18 protein-coding genes and 2 tRNA genes are annotated in these 18,797 nt (G+C 59.0%); 9 read left to right on the top strand and 11 right to left on the bottom strand.

The window, feature by feature from the left end:
• Nucleotides 1-2: 2 nt before the first annotated feature.
• Both OXI69_17415 and recO read right to left on the bottom strand, forming a co-directional pair.
• The gene (locus tag OXI69_17415; GenBank protein MDE2667922.1) at nt 3-851 is read right to left on the bottom strand and encodes a glycine--tRNA ligase subunit alpha; all 849 of its coding nucleotides are present in this window, start codon (nt 849-851) and stop codon (nt 3-5) included.
• 3 nt (nt 852-854) lie between these two features.
• Nucleotides 855-1,610 (bottom strand): DNA repair protein RecO, encoded by a 756-nt coding sequence (recO, locus tag OXI69_17410; GenBank protein ID MDE2667921.1) that lies wholly within the window; start codon nt 1,608-1,610, stop codon nt 855-857.
• A gap of 345 nt (nt 1,611-1,955) precedes the next feature.
• On the opposite strand from recO, the gene OXI69_17405 reads away from it, so the two are divergent.
• Entirely contained in the window at nt 1,956-3,443 is a 1,488-nt protein-coding gene (locus OXI69_17405) for an ATP-binding protein (protein MDE2667920.1), read from the top strand.
• A gap of 318 nt (nt 3,444-3,761) precedes the next feature.
• Here OXI69_17405 and OXI69_17400 read toward each other — a convergent pair whose 3' ends face one another.
• Nucleotides 3,762-4,919, bottom strand: a complete 1,158-nt coding sequence (locus tag OXI69_17400; GenBank protein ID MDE2667919.1) for a site-specific tyrosine recombinase XerD — start codon at nt 4,917-4,919, stop codon at nt 3,762-3,764.
• Nucleotides 4,920-5,000: 81 nt separating this feature from the next.
• Between OXI69_17400 and lpxD the strand changes: the two genes are divergently transcribed.
• Both lpxD and murJ read left to right on the top strand, forming a co-directional pair.
• A complete protein-coding gene (lpxD, locus tag OXI69_17395) occupies nt 5,001-6,017 on the top strand; it encodes a UDP-3-O-(3-hydroxymyristoyl)glucosamine N-acyltransferase (GenBank protein ID MDE2667918.1) in 1,017 nt (338 codons plus the stop codon).
• A 30-nt stretch (nt 6,018-6,047) separates the two neighbouring features.
• Nucleotides 6,048-7,631, top strand: coding sequence for a murein biosynthesis integral membrane protein MurJ (gene murJ / locus OXI69_17390; protein ID MDE2667917.1), 1,584 nt, complete (start codon nt 6,048-6,050; stop codon nt 7,629-7,631).
• A 42-nt stretch (nt 7,632-7,673) separates the two neighbouring features.
• Here murJ and OXI69_17385 read toward each other — a convergent pair whose 3' ends face one another.
• Both OXI69_17385 and thiS read right to left on the bottom strand, forming a co-directional pair.
• Entirely contained in the window at nt 7,674-7,949 is a 276-nt protein-coding gene (locus OXI69_17385; protein ID MDE2667916.1) for a cupin domain-containing protein, read from the bottom strand.
• Between the two features lie 34 nt (nt 7,950-7,983).
• Nucleotides 7,984-8,274 carry a sulfur carrier protein ThiS gene (gene thiS, locus OXI69_17380; protein MDE2667915.1) on the bottom strand — a complete coding sequence of 97 codons (291 nt, stop codon included), beginning with the start codon at nt 8,272-8,274 and terminating at the stop codon, nt 7,984-7,986.
• 213 nt (nt 8,275-8,487) lie between these two features.
• Between thiS and OXI69_17375 the strand changes: the two genes are divergently transcribed.
• Both OXI69_17375 and OXI69_17370 read left to right on the top strand, forming a co-directional pair.
• Nucleotides 8,488-8,733 (top strand): type II toxin-antitoxin system Phd/YefM family antitoxin, encoded by a 246-nt coding sequence (locus OXI69_17375; GenBank protein MDE2667914.1) that lies wholly within the window; start codon nt 8,488-8,490, stop codon nt 8,731-8,733.
• A complete protein-coding gene (locus OXI69_17370; GenBank protein ID MDE2667913.1) occupies nt 8,730-9,116 on the top strand; it encodes a type II toxin-antitoxin system VapC family toxin in 387 nt (128 codons plus the stop codon). Before OXI69_17375 ends, OXI69_17370 begins: the two co-directional genes overlap by 4 nt.
• A gap of 46 nt (nt 9,117-9,162) precedes the next feature.
• Here OXI69_17370 and OXI69_17365 read toward each other — a convergent pair whose 3' ends face one another.
• The gene (locus tag OXI69_17365; protein ID MDE2667912.1) at nt 9,163-9,744 is read right to left on the bottom strand and encodes a class I SAM-dependent methyltransferase; all 582 of its coding nucleotides are present in this window, start codon (nt 9,742-9,744) and stop codon (nt 9,163-9,165) included.
• A 266-nt stretch (nt 9,745-10,010) separates the two neighbouring features.
• On the opposite strand from OXI69_17365, the gene OXI69_17360 reads away from it, so the two are divergent.
• The 4 genes from OXI69_17360 (at nt 10,011) to OXI69_17345 (ending at nt 14,955) form a co-directional block, all read left to right on the top strand.
• A tRNA-Thr gene (locus OXI69_17360) sits at nt 10,011-10,086 on the top strand.
• A gap of 237 nt (nt 10,087-10,323) precedes the next feature.
• The gene (locus OXI69_17355; GenBank protein ID MDE2667911.1) at nt 10,324-12,300 is read left to right on the top strand and encodes a radical SAM protein; all 1,977 of its coding nucleotides are present in this window, start codon (nt 10,324-10,326) and stop codon (nt 12,298-12,300) included.
• An 81-nt stretch (nt 12,301-12,381) separates the two neighbouring features.
• A complete protein-coding gene (locus OXI69_17350; GenBank protein MDE2667910.1) occupies nt 12,382-13,194 on the top strand; it encodes a phytanoyl-CoA dioxygenase family protein in 813 nt (270 codons plus the stop codon).
• 210 nt (nt 13,195-13,404) lie between these two features.
• Nucleotides 13,405-14,955, top strand: a complete 1,551-nt coding sequence (locus tag OXI69_17345) for an altronate dehydratase family protein (GenBank protein ID MDE2667909.1) — start codon at nt 13,405-13,407, stop codon at nt 14,953-14,955.
• A 122-nt stretch (nt 14,956-15,077) separates the two neighbouring features.
• On the opposite strand, the gene OXI69_17340 is transcribed toward OXI69_17345, so the two are convergent.
• The 5 genes from OXI69_17340 to OXI69_17320 form a co-directional block, all read right to left on the bottom strand.
• Complete coding sequence (locus tag OXI69_17340; protein ID MDE2667908.1) at nt 15,078-15,920, bottom strand: tetratricopeptide repeat protein; 843 nt, start codon at nt 15,918-15,920, stop codon at nt 15,078-15,080.
• 38 nt (nt 15,921-15,958) lie between these two features.
• A complete protein-coding gene (locus tag OXI69_17335) occupies nt 15,959-16,774 on the bottom strand; it encodes an SAM-dependent chlorinase/fluorinase (GenBank protein MDE2667907.1) in 816 nt (271 codons plus the stop codon).
• Between the two features lie 131 nt (nt 16,775-16,905).
• Entirely contained in the window at nt 16,906-17,742 is an 837-nt protein-coding gene (locus OXI69_17330; protein ID MDE2667906.1) for a M23 family metallopeptidase, read from the bottom strand.
• 405 nt (nt 17,743-18,147) lie between these two features.
• Nucleotides 18,148-18,237 (bottom strand) — tRNA-Ser (locus OXI69_17325).
• Between the two features lie 141 nt (nt 18,238-18,378).
• Nucleotides 18,379-18,786 (bottom strand): MOSC domain-containing protein, encoded by a 408-nt coding sequence (locus tag OXI69_17320; GenBank protein MDE2667905.1) that lies wholly within the window; start codon nt 18,784-18,786, stop codon nt 18,379-18,381.
• Nucleotides 18,787-18,797 lie beyond the last annotated feature (11 nt).

The raw sequence follows: 18,797 nt of genomic DNA, 5'->3' as shown, positions 1-18,797 counted from the left end.
TTCTACGGATGGTCTTCGCCGTTCAGATATTGTCGCGCGATGCGGCAGGCGAGGGTGCGCACACGCTGAATCATCTGGGTGCGTTCGGAGACGCTGATGGCGCCCCTGGCATCCAGGATATTGAAGGTGTGGGAGCATTTGAGACAGTAATCGTATGCCGGCAGGATCAATCCCTCTTTGATGAGACGATCCGCCTCCTTTTCGTAATCATTGAACCAGCCGAAGTGCAGGTCGATATCGGCAGATTCGAAATTGTATCGGGAAAACTGGACTTCGTCCGCGTGCCTGAGGTCTCGATATCCCACACTGGCATTCCACTTTAGGTCGAACACGTCCGATATGTGGCTCAGGAACATGGCAATCCGTTCCAACCCATAGGTGAGTTCCACCGAAACCGGGTTCAGCTCCAGTCCCCCGGCCTGCTGGAAATAGGTAAACTGGGTAATCTCCAGCCCATCCAGCAGAACCTGCCAGCCGGCTCCCCAGGCCCCCAGCGTGGGCGATTCCCAATTGTCCTCTTCAAATCGAATATCGTGACCACGCAGGTCAATGCCTATCTTTTCCAGACTCTGCAGATAGAGGGACTGCACCTCGGGCGGGCTGGGCTTCAGAACGACTTGAAGCTGGTGGTGCTTTTGGACCCGGTTGGGATTCTCCCCATATCTGCCGTCTGCAGGACGCCTGCTGGGCTCCAGATAGGCCACTCGATAGGGATCGGGGCCGAGTACCCGGAAGAAGGTCTCGGGGTTCATGGTTCCCGCCCCTTTTTCCACGTCATAGGGCAGATGGATGACACACCCCTGCTCTGCCCAGAACGTCTGCAATTCCATGAACAGTTGTTGGAACCACATGATCTACCGATTCTCGGATTCCCGCCGTAGCAGCGACAGCGAATCGAACTTTCGCTCGAACGCGGCCTGAACCATCTCCTCTGCGACCGCATTGAGCGCTGAAACAGCCTCCAGTGCGACTCGCCCGCCTGCCAGATCCGGCAGAGACTTCTTCACCACCAGACCGGCCAACTCCATAACGTTTCCGCCAACTCGACGTCCTGTCCCTTTCCGGCACTCCCGACAGAAAAACCCAGGGGTATCCCGCTGGGAGTAGGCTCCCGTTCCGGAGCCCAAACCCGCGCCGCAGCCACTGCACGCGGAAAGGCTGGGAAGCAATCCTGCCAGTTTCAAATGCCAGATCTGGAAGTAGACGGAGGCCAGCCGGGACTTGTGACTATCCCCCAGCAACGGTAGCACATGCAGCAGCAGGCGAAACAGAGAATCGTTGGCCTCATGTTCGGGAACCGTTTCCATCAGGAGTTCCAACAAATAGGAGGCACGCAGGTAAGCCTGGTAATCCTGCATTTCCAAGCCATAACCCTTGAGCAACTCCACCTTGTCGATTGATACCAACTCCTGATTACGCCCTTCAAAGGCAACCAGCTCTACCCATGACAAGGGCTCCAGACGACCGGAGAATCGGCTCTTGATCCGACGGCTTCCGCGAGCCACCCCGCGCACCTTGCCGTATTCTCGAGTATAGGCCACCACAATCTTGTCTGTTTCCCTGAGCGGATAGGTCCGCAGGATGATGGCTTCACTACTCAGAATCCCCATCGATTATCCAACCACGATTGGACGTCGACACCAGTCTGGGACACCCCTGTTTCGGCCCTTGTGAGCCGCCCCGTCGTCGCGGAAGGGGGACGGCTTTCCGGAAACGGGTCGCCGGTGGTCCTGCTTCCCGGTGCGCACTCGGCCTCAGGTCCTGAGGCATCGGCCAGACAAGCGCCCCAAAGTATCACAAAATTCCGGGAAACCAAACAGACCCCACAGCCCCTCTGGCGGGGGGCCGATGAGGCTTCGGAGTCGTTGACCGGTCTCATGGTCAATGTTAAGATTCCGCCCTCCCCAACTCCTTCCCACCATCGCCATACGGGACTCCCTCTGTTGGAGGCCTAGTTGCGCGCTCTTCTCCGACTCAACCTGCGGATGAAGTTGATATTGGCAACCGTTGTGCTGGTCGCCTCGGTCCTTCTGCTGGCGATCTCATTGCTGAGTCACCATATGCGCAACGTGATTCGCGACCACACTCGGCAGCGCGGCATCGCCATCGCCCGGATCTTCGCCAGCGGAGCCAACTTGACCCATTTGAAGACCTACAACTACCGCATGCTCCAGGTCAACGCGCAGCTGGCCCGGCGGGAGGGCCAGCTCCTCTATGCCATTGTCTATGACAAGGAAGGCAAGGTGGCTGCCCATTCCGAAGACGCCTCCTTGATCAATACCCATCCGACGGGAGCCGCGGCCCGGCAATCCCTGCAAGCCGAGAAACCACTGTTCCGTCAACTCAATCATCGTTTGGGCGACGGTTCTTCCGAGGTTCCGATTTTCGATTTCACGGTTCCGGTCCTCTCGTCCGAGTCCGGGCTACGTTGGGGCACGGTCCGCCTGGGCTTTTTGACCGATGGCATGAGGCAGAGGGTCAGGGAGATTCAGTTTGTCATTCTAAGGGTCGGTCTGGCGGCGGTTGTAGCGGGAATTCTGGGCGCCCGTGTCCTGGCCAACCGCATCACCGAACCCGTTTCGACCATCGCCGGGGGAGCCTTGAGGGCCTCGGCGGGCGATCTCTCTCACCGGATTCAAGTCAAGACGGGCGATGAGCTGGAGGGATTGGCCAACCACTTCAACGACATGATGGACCGCATCCGGCAGAGTCAGGAGGAGAGAATCAAGACGGAAAAGCTGGCGGCGGTCGGCAACATGGTCAACACCATCGTTCACGACTGTCGAACACCAATTACCGTTATCAAGGGCTTCAGCTCGATTCTGAGTGACCATGACCTGTCGTCCGACAAAAAAGAGGAGTGCCTGGCATTCATCCACTTCGAGATCGAACGCATGGAACGAATGCTGGATGAAATACTGCATTTTTCCAGGGTAAGGAAGACTCGCATGTCGGTGGAAACCTGTAACCTCGATCAGGTTCTGAGAAACTGCTGCATTGAGATCCAGGCCCTGTTTCGAGACAACAAAACCCGTTTTGTGCAGAAACTCGACTGCGATGCCCCGGTTGCCATCGACAAGGACAAATTCAGGAGGGCTCTTCTGAATATCGCGGTCAATGCCAAGGATGCCCTGAAGGGTCGGGGCACCTTCGCTATTCTCAGCCACACACGGGCGGACCAGGCCTGCATCCGGCTCACCGACGATGGAGCCGGCATTCCCCCCCACCTTCAAGCCACTCTCTTCCAGCCCTTCTTCACTCAGGGCAAACACACGGGGTTCGGATTGGGAATGTCCATTACCAGGAAGATCATCGAGGACCACGCGGGCAGTATCGGTGTAGAAAGCCAGGTTGGCCGAGGGACATCCTTCCTGGTCTCGATTCCCCTGGCTGGAACCGCCGTGCAAGAAAACAAAAAACGAACCACCAATGGACACGAATGAACACGAATTTCTTTTGAAGAGAGCCTCTTGCAAAATTCGGCAGCCGGACGTCTACCGGGAATGGCCACAAAAGGCACAAAAACACAAATTGTGCCTTTTGTGCTTTTTGTTGTTAGACAGCATTTTTGACCAGGTCGCACCCAATGTTGAAAAAGGCAGAACCTCGCGTTTGCCGGCAAGATGACCTGCCCCGCTACGATTTTTGCAAAAGGCTCAAGAGAGAAGTGTTCCGAGTCGTCGGTTGCGCGTTGGAAGTTCTGAACAGGCTGGGAAATCCCTTGGCTGCGGCGTCGGTCAATTCACATTGAAAACGCGACACTAAACCCTGGGATGGTGTTCCCGGTAGATCGCCTTCAGGCGTTCCTTCAATACGTGGGTATAGATCTGGGTGGTGGAGATATCGGAGTGACCCAGCATCATCTGAACCGCACGCAGGTCGGCTCCCCGCTGCAACAGGTGGGTTGCAAAGGCATGGCGCAAGGCATGGGGCTTGAGAGACGACCGGATCCCCGCCTCCTTGCCGTAACGCCTGAGCATCTTCCAGAACCCCTGTCGAGTCATCCCCTGCCCTCGGTTGGTCAGGAAGATCATGGGAGAGCCCTTCCCCTTGAGCAAACTCTGTCGGGCATGATGCAGGTACTGCTCCAATGCCTCCTTGGCGGAATCACCCAGCGGAACGGCCCGAAGCTTTTCACCCTTTCCCAGCCAGTGCAGATACATCAGGTCGTAATTCCGGTCGCGATGCAGGTCCCTGACCTGCAAAGAAACCAACTCCGAAACACGCAGACCGGTTGCATAGAGCACTTCCAGCATGGCCTTGTCTCTCAGCAGCATGGCCTTGTCTTTGGGACCTCGGGACTGCTTCCGGTCGGGCTGGGACAGCAATTCCTCCACCTGTTTCAGTGACAGCACCCCTGGCAGCTTCTTCCAGACTTTTGGCGATTCCAGGTTTTCGGAGGGATTATCGAAGCGCTTTCCTTCTAGAACCATCCAGCGGCAAAGCCCACGAACCGCGGACAGATTTCTGGAAACGGAGCGGGCGTCACGCTGAAGTGTCCGGATAAATTCCTGTTGGTCGCTTTCAGTCAGGGATTCCAGAGGGAGTTTCCGCTCTTCCAGAAAGTTTCGGAGTCTGGACAGAATTCTGGAAGTGGAGCGGGCATCGAGTTGAAGCAACTGGATTAAGTCCTGCCGTTGGCTCTTGGTCAGGGATGCCGGCGAGGGTTGCCGCTCTTCCAGAAATCTTCGGAGTGTGGACACAATACTTGAAATAGAGCGACCGATGAACGGTTCTCGCTGAAGTGTCCGGGCAAATTCCTGCAGGTGGCTCTGAGTCAGCGAGTCCAGAGGAAGTTTCCGCTCTTCCAGAAACCTTCGGAGATTTTCCAGATCCGACCTGTAGGCATTCAGGGTGTTTCTGGAGAGTCCTTTTTCGACCGTAAGGTAGTTGATGAATCCTGATATTTCGCTGATCATTGAGGCATGGGTTTCCTTGACGCTACTGTTATCCTAATATAATTTCAGCCGTTGCCGGAAGCTGCCCCGAGCCTGCCCGCCATGACTCTAGCCGAGATTGCCAAGGCTCTGAACTGCGACCTCGAGGGGGACGGCGATCTCCCGATCAGCGGCGTCGCTCCCATTGAAGAAGCCCGGCCCGGCCAGCTGACATTCCTCGCCAATCGAAAGTACCTGAAGCGTCTTGGCTCCACCCGGGCTTCGGCCATCATTGTGTCCAGGGACTTCCCGGCCCTCGCGATCAGCACGCTCCGCTCCGGCAACCCCTATTTGAGTTTCGCCCAATCGATCGATCTGTTTTACAGGCCCCCGCTTCCGCCGCCGGGAATCCATGCCACGGCCGTCATTGCCGACACCGCGGTAATTGGCAGCAACCCCTCGATCGGGCCCTTTGTGATCGTCGACCGGGACGTGATCATCGGGGACAACGCCGTTCTGCACCCTCATGTCGTCATCTATTCCGGGGTTACCATCGGCCACGACTTTACCGCCCACTCCCATGCCTGTGTTCGCGAGAACTGCTCCATCGGCAACGGCGTGACCCTGCAGAATGGCGTCGTCATCGGCGCCGACGGCTATGGCTTCGCCAAGCGGGAGGACGGAAGTTACGCCAAGATCACTCAGTCCGGACCCGTCGTTCTGGAAGATGAGGTCGAGGTTCAAGCCAATGCCACCGTGGACAGGGCGGCCGTTGGCGAGACCCGCATCCGCAAGGGAGCCAAGGTGGACAATCTTGTCCAGGTGGGACACGGCTCCAAGGTGGGGCGCAACACTCTTCTCTGTGCCCAGGTGGGTCTCGCCGGTAGCACCGACGTGGGTGACGACGTAATCTTGACCGGTCAGGTAGGTGTGGCCGGCCATTGCCGAATCGGCGACGGCGCCATCGCAACCGCGCAAACGGGAATCCCCTCCGACGTCGCGCCGGGCAAGTTGGTCTCCGGCTATCCCGCCATCGACAACCGACTATGGTTGAAGTGTTCGGCGATCTTCACCAAGCTGCCGGAAATGAACAAGTCTCTCAGACAACTTCAACGAAAAGTTGAAGACCTGATGAAGTAACTTGCATTCACTTCCCCGGCAGTTGCCCCGATGACCCACGAGTCCCCTCCGCTAGTCAAATCCGCCGGGCTGATCAGCCTTGCGACCATCATCAGCAGGATCCTGGGACTGGTACGCGAAACCATCCTGGCAGCACTGTTCACCCGCTTTCAAACCGACGCCTTCTACGCCGCATTCAGGATCCCCAACCTGTTGAGGGATCTCTTCGCCGAAGGGGCCATGAGTGCGGCTTTCGTGCCCACCTTCACCAAGATCCTCCAGCGCCAGGGTCCCCAGGCCGCCTGGCATCTGGCCTCACTGGTCATCAACTTCCTGGTGATTGTCCTGGGCCTGATCGTCCTGCTGGGAATTTTCAATGCCCCTTGGATCGTGGACATCGTCGTTGGCGGGTTCAAGGACGAACCGGGCAAGTCCGAACTCACCGTCCTGTTGACCCGGATCATGCTTCCCTTCCTGCTGCTGGTGGCCCTGGCTGCCGTCGCCATGGGAATGCTGAACTGTCACGGCAAATTCTTCATTCCGGCTCTGGCGCCGGCCGTTTTCAACCTGGGATCCGTTCTGGTGGCGCTTTCGCTGTACTGGCTGCTGCCGGACTATGGGGTCGATCCGGTGGCGGGAATGGCCATAGGAGTCATTGTCGGCGGGGCTCTACAAGTGGCGGTCCAGCTCCCTTCCCTCTTCAAACTCGGATTCCAGTACAGCCTGGGATTTTCTTTCGACCATCCGGGCCTCAAGAAGATCCTGCTGCTGATGGGTCCGGGAACGTTGGGCCTGGCCGCCACCCAGGTGAACCTTTTGGTAAACACAATCCTGGCAAGCTACCAGCAGCAGGGGGCAATAACCTGGCTCAACTTCGCATTTCGTGTGATGTATCTACCCATCGGCATCTTTGGAGTGGCTATCGCTTCGGCGGCTCTGCCTACCCTTTCCGCCCATGCCACACACCATCGGATCCAGCAGCTTCGCGACACGCTTTCTTCCTCCTTGCGCCTCTCGCTCTTCTTCAACGTTCCGGCATCTCTGGGACTCATCTGCCTCAGCCATCCGGTGGTATCCCTGATCTATGAACGAGGACGATTTACCGCTGCCGACACCCTGGAGACCGGATGGGCGCTCATATACTACGCGCTGGGACTGGCCGCCTACTCGGCGATCAAGCTCATGGTGCCGGCCTTCTATGCGCTCGATAGACCCCGAATCCCGGTTCTCATCAGCGCCGCGACCCTGGCCCTCAGCATCACCGCCAATTTGTTGCTCATCGATAGCATGGGCTACCGGGTGCTGGCGCTGGTCACCTCCCTGGCAGCGCTGCTTAATGCCTTTCTTCTCTATTACTGGTTGCAGAAAACCACCGGAGCCCTGCAAACGGCGAAGATCCTGACCACTCTCCTCAAGGTCCTGGGAGCCTCTCTGGTGATGGCGCTGGGCACGTTCCATCTCTACCGATGGCTGGCAGGCGCCTTTTTGCCGGTCGCCTTTGCCGGGAAGGCCTTGATCCTTGCCCTCTCGGTAACGGCCGGAGTCTCAATCTACGCGCTCTGCTGCAGGCTGATCGGGGTACCGGAACTGGACCAGGTGCTGGAGTCGATCAGGAGACGATTGCAGTCGAAATGAGGTGGGCCGCGGTCAAACCCCGGGGTTCCGAGAGACTCCGGGTTAATGGTTCGGGTTGGGGGCCATCACCACCAGCAGATTGAGGGGTTGCGGCGTATGGTTGGTTACGCCGTGGACGGCTCCGGAAGGAGCCAGCACAATCTCTCCGGCCTCAAGCTCTTTCTCCTCCTCTCCGACCACAAAGGTTCCCCGTCCCTGCAGAACGAAATAAATCTTGTCGGCGCCCTGATGGGTGTGGGGCTTCTGGGATTGCCCGGGCCGCAGGCAATAGAGATCGCAAAAAAGGTTGGCCGTGTCGAAAAGGCTGACCTTCTTCATTTTTTCAGAGGAATATTCCTGTTTTCCGAGTACTTCAATGGATTGCATGTGACGATGCCTCTCGCTGGTTTGGACTCGTTGAATGACAGCGACGGCGCGACCGTGGACCGGCGCCTGCGCCTCCCCCCACAAAGTGAACGACCTCAACTCGATCCCCATTGGCCAGGGCGGTTGCCGCCCAATGCTTCTTTTTGAGGATGTGGAGGTTGTATTCGATCGCCAGACGGTCCGGAACCAAACCCAGTTCCCGGACAAGCTCCTCCACCGTGGTCCCGGCCTTCAGCTGTCGGGTCTCTCCGTTCACAAGAATTTCAACCAGAACCATGGTGTTACTTCCCCTGCCCAGGGAACGGACCGGCTGCGCCGCAGTTCCGCTCCGCCTCAAAATATCGTATCGGGAGGCCTGTTTGGAAGAGGCTATTCATCAGGCTCTGTTTCTGCGTGGTATCAATTTCCCATCTCTGAAGTCCACGACAGCAGCTCCAGGAGCTTGCGATAACAGACTAAGTTATATAGACTAAGTTCAAGGAGTCAGGTCATGCGCACATTCAACATGCACGAAGCCAAGACCCATCTCTCACGTCTCGTCGAGGCTGCCGCTAACGGCGAGCCATTCATTATTGCGCGCGCGGGCAAGCCCGTCGTCAAAGTCGTCGCCGTGGAAGCGCCGAGTGCCGGGACCGCCCGTCGGGTCGGATTCATGGCCGGGAAAATCTCGGCACCCAAGCATTTCGACCGCATGGGTTCCGAAGAGATCGAAGCCCTGTTCGAAGGTGACGGTTGAAACTCCTTCTCGACACACATGTCTTGCTCTGGGCAGCGGGCGCGTCACGTCGATTGCCGGCCGATGGGCGTGCGCTGTTGGAAGATCCGGAGAACGAGGTGGTCTTTAGCGCCGCTTCGCTTTGGGAGGTAGCCATCAAGAGGGGAATCCGGCGAGAGGAGTTCAGCGCCGACCCGCGCCTGCTGCGCCGGGGGTTGCTGGAGAACGATTATGTGGAATTGCCTGTAACCGGCGCTCACGCAGCGGCTGTGGATCTGCTTCCCCCTATACACAAGGACCCGTTCGACCGTATCCTGATCGCGCAGGCCCAAATCGAAGGGCTTACGCTCTTGACGGCGGACGAAGTCGTCGCGCGTTACCCGGGGCCAATCCAGTTGCTTTGACCACCACCAAAATCCCGCACATGGTCAGAGGTCGGCATTGGGCAAACTATCCGGACTTCCTGGCGCAGATGCGGGCCGTGGCCGCCCGCGCGTGGGGGGATTCCGGGTAGTTGCCCTCGGCATAGTCGAGAACTTCCCAATCACCGAAGGCCCTGAGCAGCTCCTTTTCAGCGAGCCGATAGTGGGGTTGATCCTTCTTCGGCCGCTGCGGATCTGTCACAAAGGACTCCATCAGGAGTACGCCGCCAGGCTTGAGGCTGTTCCTGATTTGGGGGAAAAGACGGCGATTCAGATAGAAAAAGCAAAGGACCGCATCGAAACGATTCACCGGCAGCGGAAAATCATCCAGATCGGCAACGATCAGCTCGAGCCTCAAGCCACGGGACAAGGCGGTCTGACGCAGTGCCTTGACAGCACGTTCCGAGATATCGATCCCGAGTACTGAAGCTCCCCGGGCAGCCACGTACAAGGCGTTGCCTCCAAGTCCCATGCCAAGATCAAGCACGCGTCCGCGCGGAATCACCTCGGTCCAACGGCGCAGCCACCGGGCAGGGGGCTGGGGTGGGCGTCGACTCGAAGGCAGTGAGGCGTACCTGGCTTGCCATTTTTCCTGCTCGACCCTGGTCATGACTCAATATCCATGATGTAAAGAAACTGAAGCAGGGATTTCCATTGAACAATTCAAGAAACAGATATTAATCCATCTAGGCGTTTTCTTGGGCTCCTCGCTCGATTCTGGTCGTTTCAAAAATCCGCTTGACAACAAATGCCTCAAGACACTATAGTTACCAGTTAATGGTGGGTATTGACTTGTTAAGTCAACCCTCTCCTCTTTGAAAATGCCCATCCTTCGGGGTGGGCATTTTCTTGTGCCGGCAAGCGCATTCGGCTCGGGCCGACGTAGCTCAGCTGGTAGAGCGGTCGATTCGTAATCGACAGGTCAGCGGTTCAATCCCGCTCGTCGGCTCCATTTTCAGGAACCGTGGCCCGCATTTCCCGTCCGACAACCACGGCGCCGACCTTCAATCCGGCCACGGTCTGGCGGACACTATCCGGGGAGTACTCAGTAGACAGTTTTTGCTGGACATTGCCAACCCCAGGTTGGTACCCTTTTGCGGGGTAACTAAAGGCCTTTGATTCGGTTACGGCCCCTACCAGCCAGCCTCGGTAGTGTGCGGTCTCAATTCCCTCAATCCCGGAGGCGTTGATGTACACAGACCACATGTTTAGAGAGGGTCGGAACCAAAGCTGGTGGCACCAGCTTTCGGGGTCATCCTTTCTCTCCAGTGTAGCCGATTTGACCTGGAAGACTTTCCAGGCCGTCAATCGAAGCCTCCCGGAGGGCCAGCTCCCGACTCCCAGCTGGGCTCCAGGTAAAATGCTCAAGAGCCGCGAACGCTCGGCCCCCACCCTGGGATTCCCCAGGATTACCGACTCCTTGTGTCCGCGCTGCGTGCCCGAGGTTCGCAATGCCATCATCAACGGCGAAGCAGACCTCTCCACCCTGATGTCGGGACACCCGGGTGAAATCAAGGCCCAGATTCTGGAAGAGGGCGGCAAGGTGATCATGCGAAAGGTGTGCGACAAGCACGGGCCTTTCGAAGACGTGCTCTCCACCAGCCCCGAATTTACCCGTCGAATCGAAGGTCTCTTCTTCGGACGGGATTTCCGTTGTTCCGAGGATGACCACGTCCATCGCCATGGAAATTCCAGCATCAAGTTCGGACGCGGCGCCGTGCTGACCGTGGATCTGACCAACCGATGCAACATGATGTGCAATCCCTGCTTCATGGATGCCAATCAGGTCGGTTATGTTCACCAGCCGGAATTCGATGACATCAAGGCCATTCTGGACCGTGCCGTCTCCTACAAGCCGCGGCGCCAGGTGATCATTCTTTTCTCCGGGGGAGAACCGACGCTGTCCCCATACTTCATCGAAGCCGTCGCCTACGCCAAGAAGATCGGATTCTATCGGGTTCTGGCAGCCACCAACGGGATTCGCTTCGCACAGAGCGAGGAGTTCACCCAGCAGGCTCATGAGGCGGGCCTTCACGGAGCCTATCTGCAGTTCGACGGCACCAGCGAAGAAAACAACCGCCACCGCGGTGTCGGCAATCTGTTCGACGTCAAGTTGCAGGCCATCGAGAACATGGCCAAGGTGGGCATGAAGACCACGCTGGTGACCACCATCGTCAACGGTGTCAATAACGATGGAATCGGGTCCATCGTGGATTTTGCCGCCCGTAACGTCGACAAGATTCAAACCATCGCCTTCCAACCCGTATCCTTCACCGGTCGGGATGAAGACGTCGATGACGAAACCCGATACGCGCAACGCTACACCCTGTCTCAGATGACCCAGGATCTCAAGGGCCAGTTATCGGCCGACTGGCAGCCCCTGCGCGACTGGTTTCCCCTGTCGTCCTACAGCGCCTTCACCAGCGTGATGGATCTCCTGCAGGGGGCGGACGCTTCCTGGGGATGGAGCGCCTGCAACTGCCACCCGAACTGCGGCATCTTCAGCCTGCTGGTGGTCAATCGCCGCACCGGCGAATGGACTCCCCTGTTCAAGTTCTTCGACTATGAACAATTCATCCGAGACGTGGCGGTCATTACCGACACTGCTCGCGGCAAGGCCTTCACCGGTGCCCAACTGGCTCTGGCCATTTTGCGCAACTTCAAGGCCGACCTGGCTCCCCGGGGGTTTCCCATCTCGCAAATCGTCAACCTGTTCAAGCCAAGTTCGGCGCGATCGGACAGCGACCGCAACGACCGCATGAAGACCCGCAACGACAAGGACGACTGGCGGGTGCTGTGCGTGGAAGGCATGTGGTTCCAGGATCTGTGGACCTACGATTTCCGGCGCACCGAGATGTGCGTCATCCCCTATGGCACCCAGGAGGGAGAAATTTCCTTCTGCGCCTATAACACCGGGGTCGGCTGGAGGCAGATCATCGAAAACATGCATCAAACGGCCACCCTGGCGGAGTGGCACAAGACTCGGGGACGACATGAGATCTTCGCCAAAGGCAAGAAGGTGTCCCTCGACACAACCCAGCACAACCTGACACTGCCGGTCATTCAAGACTCGGCTTCCTCCGGCAGTTGCTGTAATGAGAATCCTGCCATCCTGGAGAAAGATCGAGAGGCTCTGGAAGCCGTCAAAACCACCCAACGGGTCTAAGCCCCCCATATCTCCAGGCTTTTTTCCTTCAATCGATACCCAGAAACCCGGGCCGAAGTCCGCAACCCGGAAGAGACCGGAGTGAACGCAAACCACACCGCATTGGCATCCCAACTTCAGGATCGGGGCTATTGCCTCATTCCGGGAGTGGTTCCCTCCCGGGAACTGGAGGACCTGCGTCGGAGCGTTGCCAGAGACGTCAGAATTCACACCGACATGCCCATGCCCGTCGGGCACGTCCCCGGATTCTTGAGAGTGAACCAGGCCCTGGCGCCCTTTCTGGCCCATCCACGGGTGCTGGGGCTGGCCCAGTCTCTGCTGGGCTCCCATGTTCGCATTTCCATGCTGACCGGCTCGGTCAATGGCCCGGGAATCCCCCGCGGGTCATTCCACGCCGACTGGCCCTACAACCAGAAAAGCGCTGCCTGCATTCCGGCCCCCTACCCCGATCTGCTCATGCACCTGGTGACTTTCTGGATGCTGACCGATTTTACCGAGGAGAACGGGGCTACCATTGTAGTCCCCGGCAGCCACCGCAAGCCCAACCACCCCATGAAAGGGGGCCCCGTCGACCCCGACGCCCCTCACCCCGACGAGCGTCGCCTGCTGGGATCGGCCGGAACCGTTGCCGTCTGCGACGCGCGCCTCTGGCATGCCGTGGCCACCAATCGAACCGATCGGGACCGGGTTGCGGTGATCGTGCGCTATGCCCCCTGGTGGTTGAACCTGGACCCTCTCCGGCCCGGGACCATCGATCGCGAGGATATCGTGGACGCCACCGGCGGCGTCAATGCCGAGGTGCCTTCCCTGCCGGCTTCGGTATTCGAGCGCTTGCCCGAAGAGGTCAAGGGATTGCTCAGGTATTCCGTTGGCGGGTCGGGGTCCGCCGGGTGAAGTGAAGCGCTCGGCGACCTCAAGGATTCCTGCAGTGCCTCTGTCCTGCCTCACAGGCACGCGATTTCACTCCCGTGTGCCAGAGACCATCTGGTATGATGGCCCTCCGGATCAGGGCGTGGCATTGGACCCTCGAACCGGATAACTCCTCTGTCTGCAATCCCATGCCTACAGGCACCTGAAGGTCTTAGCCAATAAGGGTCCATGTCCATGAGCGAAGCCAGACTGTCGGATAAAGCCATCCTTGTTCATCCCGATGACAACGTGGCCGTGGCCAAGGCCACCATCGGCCAGGGTACTCTGTTGAGCTCCAACGGCACCCGTGTGATGGTCACCCAGACGGTGCAGCCGGGCCACAAGATCGCATTGCGAGGGATCGCCTCCGGCGAGACCGTCCTCCGTTACGGGGAAGTCATCGGCCTGGCAACCTGTCCCATTCCCCAAGGTGGCACAGTCCACAATCACAATATGGTTCCGGACACCAAGGGCCGGCGGAAGCCGACCGGAATCGATCCCAAACCGGTCCGGTTTCGCCCTTCCGGCGAGGTTCCACGCTTTCAAGGCTACCAGAGAGAATGGGGGGGCGTCGGCACCCGTAACTACGTGGTGGTGCTCTCAACCGTGATCTGCTCCAGCCATCCGAGCCAGCTCATCGCCAGGCACTTCGAGCAACAGTTTCAGGACGATCCCAATTTCGACGGGGTCATACCCATCACTCACCAGGAGGGATGCGGCGGCGAGAAGGGCGAGGACATTGCCCAACTGATGCGGGTCTACAACGGGATCATGTACCACCCCAACGTTGCGGCTGTCCTGGTTGTGGGTCTTGGGTGCGAGGAAAGCAACGTGGAATGCGTGCAGGGGTGCCACTCCAGCCTTCCCCTCCAGTTGCAGACCCATACCCGGGGGCGGGTGCGCTATCTGACCATCCAGGGAGCCGGAGGCACCACCCCAACCGTGAAGCAGGGCATTCAAATCGTTGAGGAACTGGTGGAACAGGCCCGAAAATGCAGACGCACCAGCGTGTCCGCCAAACACCTGCTGCTGGGCCTGCAGTGCGGGGGGTCGGATGCCTACTCGGGCATCTCAGCCAATCCGGCGCTGGGACGGGCCAGCGACCTGATCGTGAGTTGCGGCGGCACGACCGTGTTGCCTGAGACCCCGGAGATCTACGGCGCGGAACATCTGCTGATGAGGGGTGCGGCCTCCAGCCAGGCCGCCGAGGGCCTGTGGCGCATTCTGGAACGCTACAAGGCCTATGCGGCCGCCCTGGGAGGAGAATTGGATGAGAATCCTTCACCGGGCAACATCGCAGGCGGAATATCCAACATTGTAGAGAAATCGCTGGGGGCCATTCGCAAGGCAGGGAGCACTCCACTGCAAGGGGTCTTCGACTACGCCGAAAGAATCAATCGATCCGGCTTTGTGATCATGGACTCACCCGGTTTCGACACCCCGTCGGTATCCGGGTTGGTGTCCAGCGGCGCCAACGTCGTCTGTTTCACCACCGGGCGGGGGACTCCCACCGGCAATCCCATCGTCCCGGTCCTCAAGATCGCGACCAACAGCCGCATGTTCCACCATCTTGAAGAGAACATGGATATCAATGCCGGCACGATTATCGATGGGACTCAATCCCTGGACGAGGTTGGCCAGAATATTTTCGACACCATCCTTGCCACAGCCTCTGGCGAACACGCCAAGAACGAGGTCACCGGACACCGCGAGTTCGCCCTCTGGCGGGCCGGTCCGATGTTGTGAACGGACGTGCGGTCACTCCCGTACGCTTCCCAGCCGTTTGGTTATTGCCACACACGTCCTGGCCGAGTCTCAAGGGCGGTCGGCCCCTTCCCGACCCACCACTTCCCCTCGGCCCCTTCCCTTCAATTGCGCAGACCGATTTGGGTTGCAGCCACCTTCAGGTTCTGCTTCACCTCCTGGAGGTCTGACGCCTGGGGCTTCATGGCCAGATAGCGATTCCAGTCCCGAATTGCCGCGGAAAAATGTTGCAGCCGAAAGGAGACGGAGCCACGGTCCCGGATCTCTCCGGCTGCATCCGGAAAGATGAGAATGATCTTATCGATCACGTTGAGGGCTCTTCCGAAATCCCTCTGGACCAGGTAGATCATCTTCAGGTTGGCCAGGAGACGCCCCAGAATCTGACGCTTGGTGACGCAATCCAGAAAGGAGCGTTGAAAGGAAAACTTCTCTCCATGCAGTCGTGTGAGGCGATGGCGGCACTCCGCTTCGGTGACCGTCTTTCCTCCGAAGAAAGGATCGATCAGCCACTCGCCGCTGGCCGCCACGCACTTCACAAGAAAATGGCCGGGCAGGCCGACGCCACGAATATCCAGTCCGAGCCGCCGCCCCACCTCCATGTAGATGATGGACAGGGTAATGGGAATTCCGGTGCGACGGTCGAGAACCTCATTCAGGAAACTGTTGCGGGGGTCATAGTAGACGTCGGAATTTCCGGAAAACCCTTCCTCGCGATACAAGGTCCGGTTGATGCCATCCAGGCTGTCGATGACATCCGGTTCCACCGAAAGGGAAAGCTGGCCCGCGGCTCTCTCGGCCAGCCGGTCCAAGCGCGTCAGGTAGTCTGCCAGGACGAGATCGGGATATTCTTCCGAGGCAATTTGCAAAGCCGCGGCTGCCAGGTCCAACTTGACCTCGGGCTGAGTCAGCAAGTTCTTCAGCCCTTCGGTTGCCGGTGTTGGTTGCATGAGAGTCGTCCCTGCTCGCCGGAAAAAAGTTCTGCACTTCACTCAAAGCGCAATTCAAATCCGTCGTGGACGCCCGCTTCCAGGCGCTTGCTTGCAGATGCCTGGTTGCAGGATATCTCCAACAGACCCAGACTGCCCCAGATCACGAACGGCTCGGGGCCCTTGGACTCGCGGTAGGACCGACACAGGCGGTCGACTCGGTGTCCGCCAATGCTCAGCACGAATTTTCCCGCTTGTAAGCGCTCCCGATAATTCTCGGCCCGGAGATTGGTGATCAGGTTTCCGAATTTGTCGACACGCAGTACCGTTCCCGCCAAACCGTTCCGCCCCGATATCCGCACCTCCGGCAGGCGAAGGGTAACCCTGTTATCGACCAAGCTGCCGAATTGCTCGGGTTCAACCCCTCGACTGAGCCAGGCCGCGACCGGAGCGAAAACATCGCGCCCGTGAAAGGTGTTGCTGACCGGGTGGCGGAAGAACCGCGCGGCCGTCAACTCCAGGCAGGCGACCCGGGTGGAGCCGGTATAGATCTCGCTGAGCACACCGTTGTCGGGAGCCACAAAATAGGCATGCTCGGTGGCGACCAGCAGCGGGCGCCTGCGGCTGCCGACTCCCGGGTCGACCACCACCAGGTGTATGGCGCCACCCGGAAAATAAGCGTAGCTGGACCCGATCACCAGGGCCGCTTCCGTGACATCGTGGGAACGGATGCCGTGGGTCAGGTCCACAATCCTGACGTCCGGAGCAATCGAGAGAATAACGGCTTTCATCATGCCGACGTAGGGGTCCCCCACCCCGAAGTCGGTAGTCAGAGTGATGACAGGGTTGCTCCCGATTGTGGGTCGCCACTGCATGGTCCTGAGTCAAATCGGCAGGTCAACGCCCTGGCCGTCCCTCGTCGATGGAGAGCGGCGGCACGCCGCTCTTGTGGTTGGTGCGGCGCGACTCGTCTTTGGAGGCGCGTGGTGGCGAGCACCGAACCCGGCTACGGTCCGGCATCGGAGTCGGACGTCAATGTAGTGAGGTTGAGTGGATTGACACGTGCACCGTTGATGCGACAGCCCCAGTGCAGGTGGGGGCCGGTCACCCGACCGGTGGCGCCGACCTCCCCGATGACTTGGCCCTGCGCCACCTGGTCTCCCGTCTTGGTCCGCATCCTCGAACAGTGGGCATAGACGGTATAGAGCCCCAGCCCATGGTCCAGAATGATGGTCTTGCCGGCAAAAAACAGATCCTTGGCCATCACCACCCTGCCCGCATTGGTAGCCCGGATCGGAGTTCCGGTGGTGGCTTTCAGGTCGACTCCCGAATGCGGGCTGCGAGGTTCTCCGTTGACGATTCTGCGTCTGCCAAAACCACTGGTCAGCTTGCTCGCAACCGGCCGGATAAAGGGCTCCGTCCACATCCTTCGAGCCGTGGCCGACTGCCAGATTTCGGTCAACTGCCGGTGCTCCCGCGCAGCCCTCTCCGAGTCCTTCGGGTTGAGGGTGACGTACTTCTGCCGGACTCGTATACGCTGCGTTGGAAATTTCTTGGGCAGAACCCTGAGGCTCTTTCGGATCGGCTTGGACCGCCCGTCCGACGTCCAAACCGTTCCGGACAAGGAATGAAGGCCCGGCTTGACTTCCAGATCAACTCCGGCAAGAGCCTCCCAGCGTCTCCCGTCCCCAAGGGGGTAGAACATCACCTGTTGTTCGATAAAGGAACACTCGATCCGGCTAATGGGACTCTGGGCGTGCAATCGAACCTGCAGAAGGTCTCCCGGCACCAACGCCTTGGAGGGAATCTCCACCAGAACCGGCGCATCGGCCGACTGACCCACTGGAATCCACCCAAGCAACAGGACCAGGGCAGTCGCGATGGAGGGCCAACGGTGCAGAAGTCTATCTCCTTCGATTGTTTCTCGGAAATGCGGTCGGACTTCCGGCCTGACCGCCCCTGAATCCGATCTTGCCGGTCCGGCTCAATTCATCTGCTGGCACATGCCCGGGCGTTCAGCGCCACAGGTCGTGCAGCCCGACGCTGCTTCCGACCCAGCGGAGTTGCCTGCTCCAACCGCGAAGGCGGAGTAGCGTTTCTCCACCCGGGTACTCCCGCAGGAATCGCAGGTGGGGGTGGCGGACGTCCGGCAGACAATTTTTTCGAATTGAAGACCGCAATCTACACACTCGTATTCATAGATGGGCACGGTTGCTGTCCTCGCTCGTCACGGCAAAGCGGTAAGGTCTGGCGGAGAGAGCGGGATTCGAACCCGCGTTAGAGTTTCCCCTAAACACGCTTTCCAAGCGTGCGCCTTCAGCCACTCGGCCATCTCTCCCCTTTCAATTGGGCCCGATTGTAATGAAATCAGGTGGGCTCGTCCAGAGGACTTCGAATTCCTGGTCCGGCGGCGCTACGGTGTCGCTGCGAAGCGAAGGATTGCAACAATTCGCAGGCTGATGCCAGCCTCGTGCCTCCATCACAGAGTCCGGATCGGATCCCCCACCGAGATGGAGCCACCGGATTCGACCCTTGCGAGCACGCCCCGGCGTCCCTCCAGCTCCCGCTGCAGACCGGCCCGAATCTCGTCCATGCGGCTGCATGGCAGGCAGGGCTTGGTGATCCGCAGCCGCACCTCCGACCCGATCTGGAGGATGCTTCCGTTTTCGAGGCCGGTCAGGACGATTCCGCGAGTGGTCAGGTTCTCCCTGACTTCACCGATGGGCAGGTTCATGGATTGCAGGGTCTCCTCTTCGATGAGGAGGAGCTGGCGTTCGCTCCCTGTCCTTGCGTGATGATCTTTCTCCATACCGAAATCCTTAATGAGCCTGGCCGGATTGACCGACTGCATGGGCCGGCGCGACCCGGGAAACCTCTGGATGCTCACAATCATTCCTG

It is taken from the genome of Acidobacteriota bacterium (genome assembly GCA_028875575.1).
Taxonomy (GTDB): domain Bacteria; phylum Acidobacteriota; class Terriglobia; order Versatilivoradales; family Versatilivoraceae; genus Versatilivorator.
This window is presented reverse-complemented; position numbering and strand designations above follow the sequence as displayed.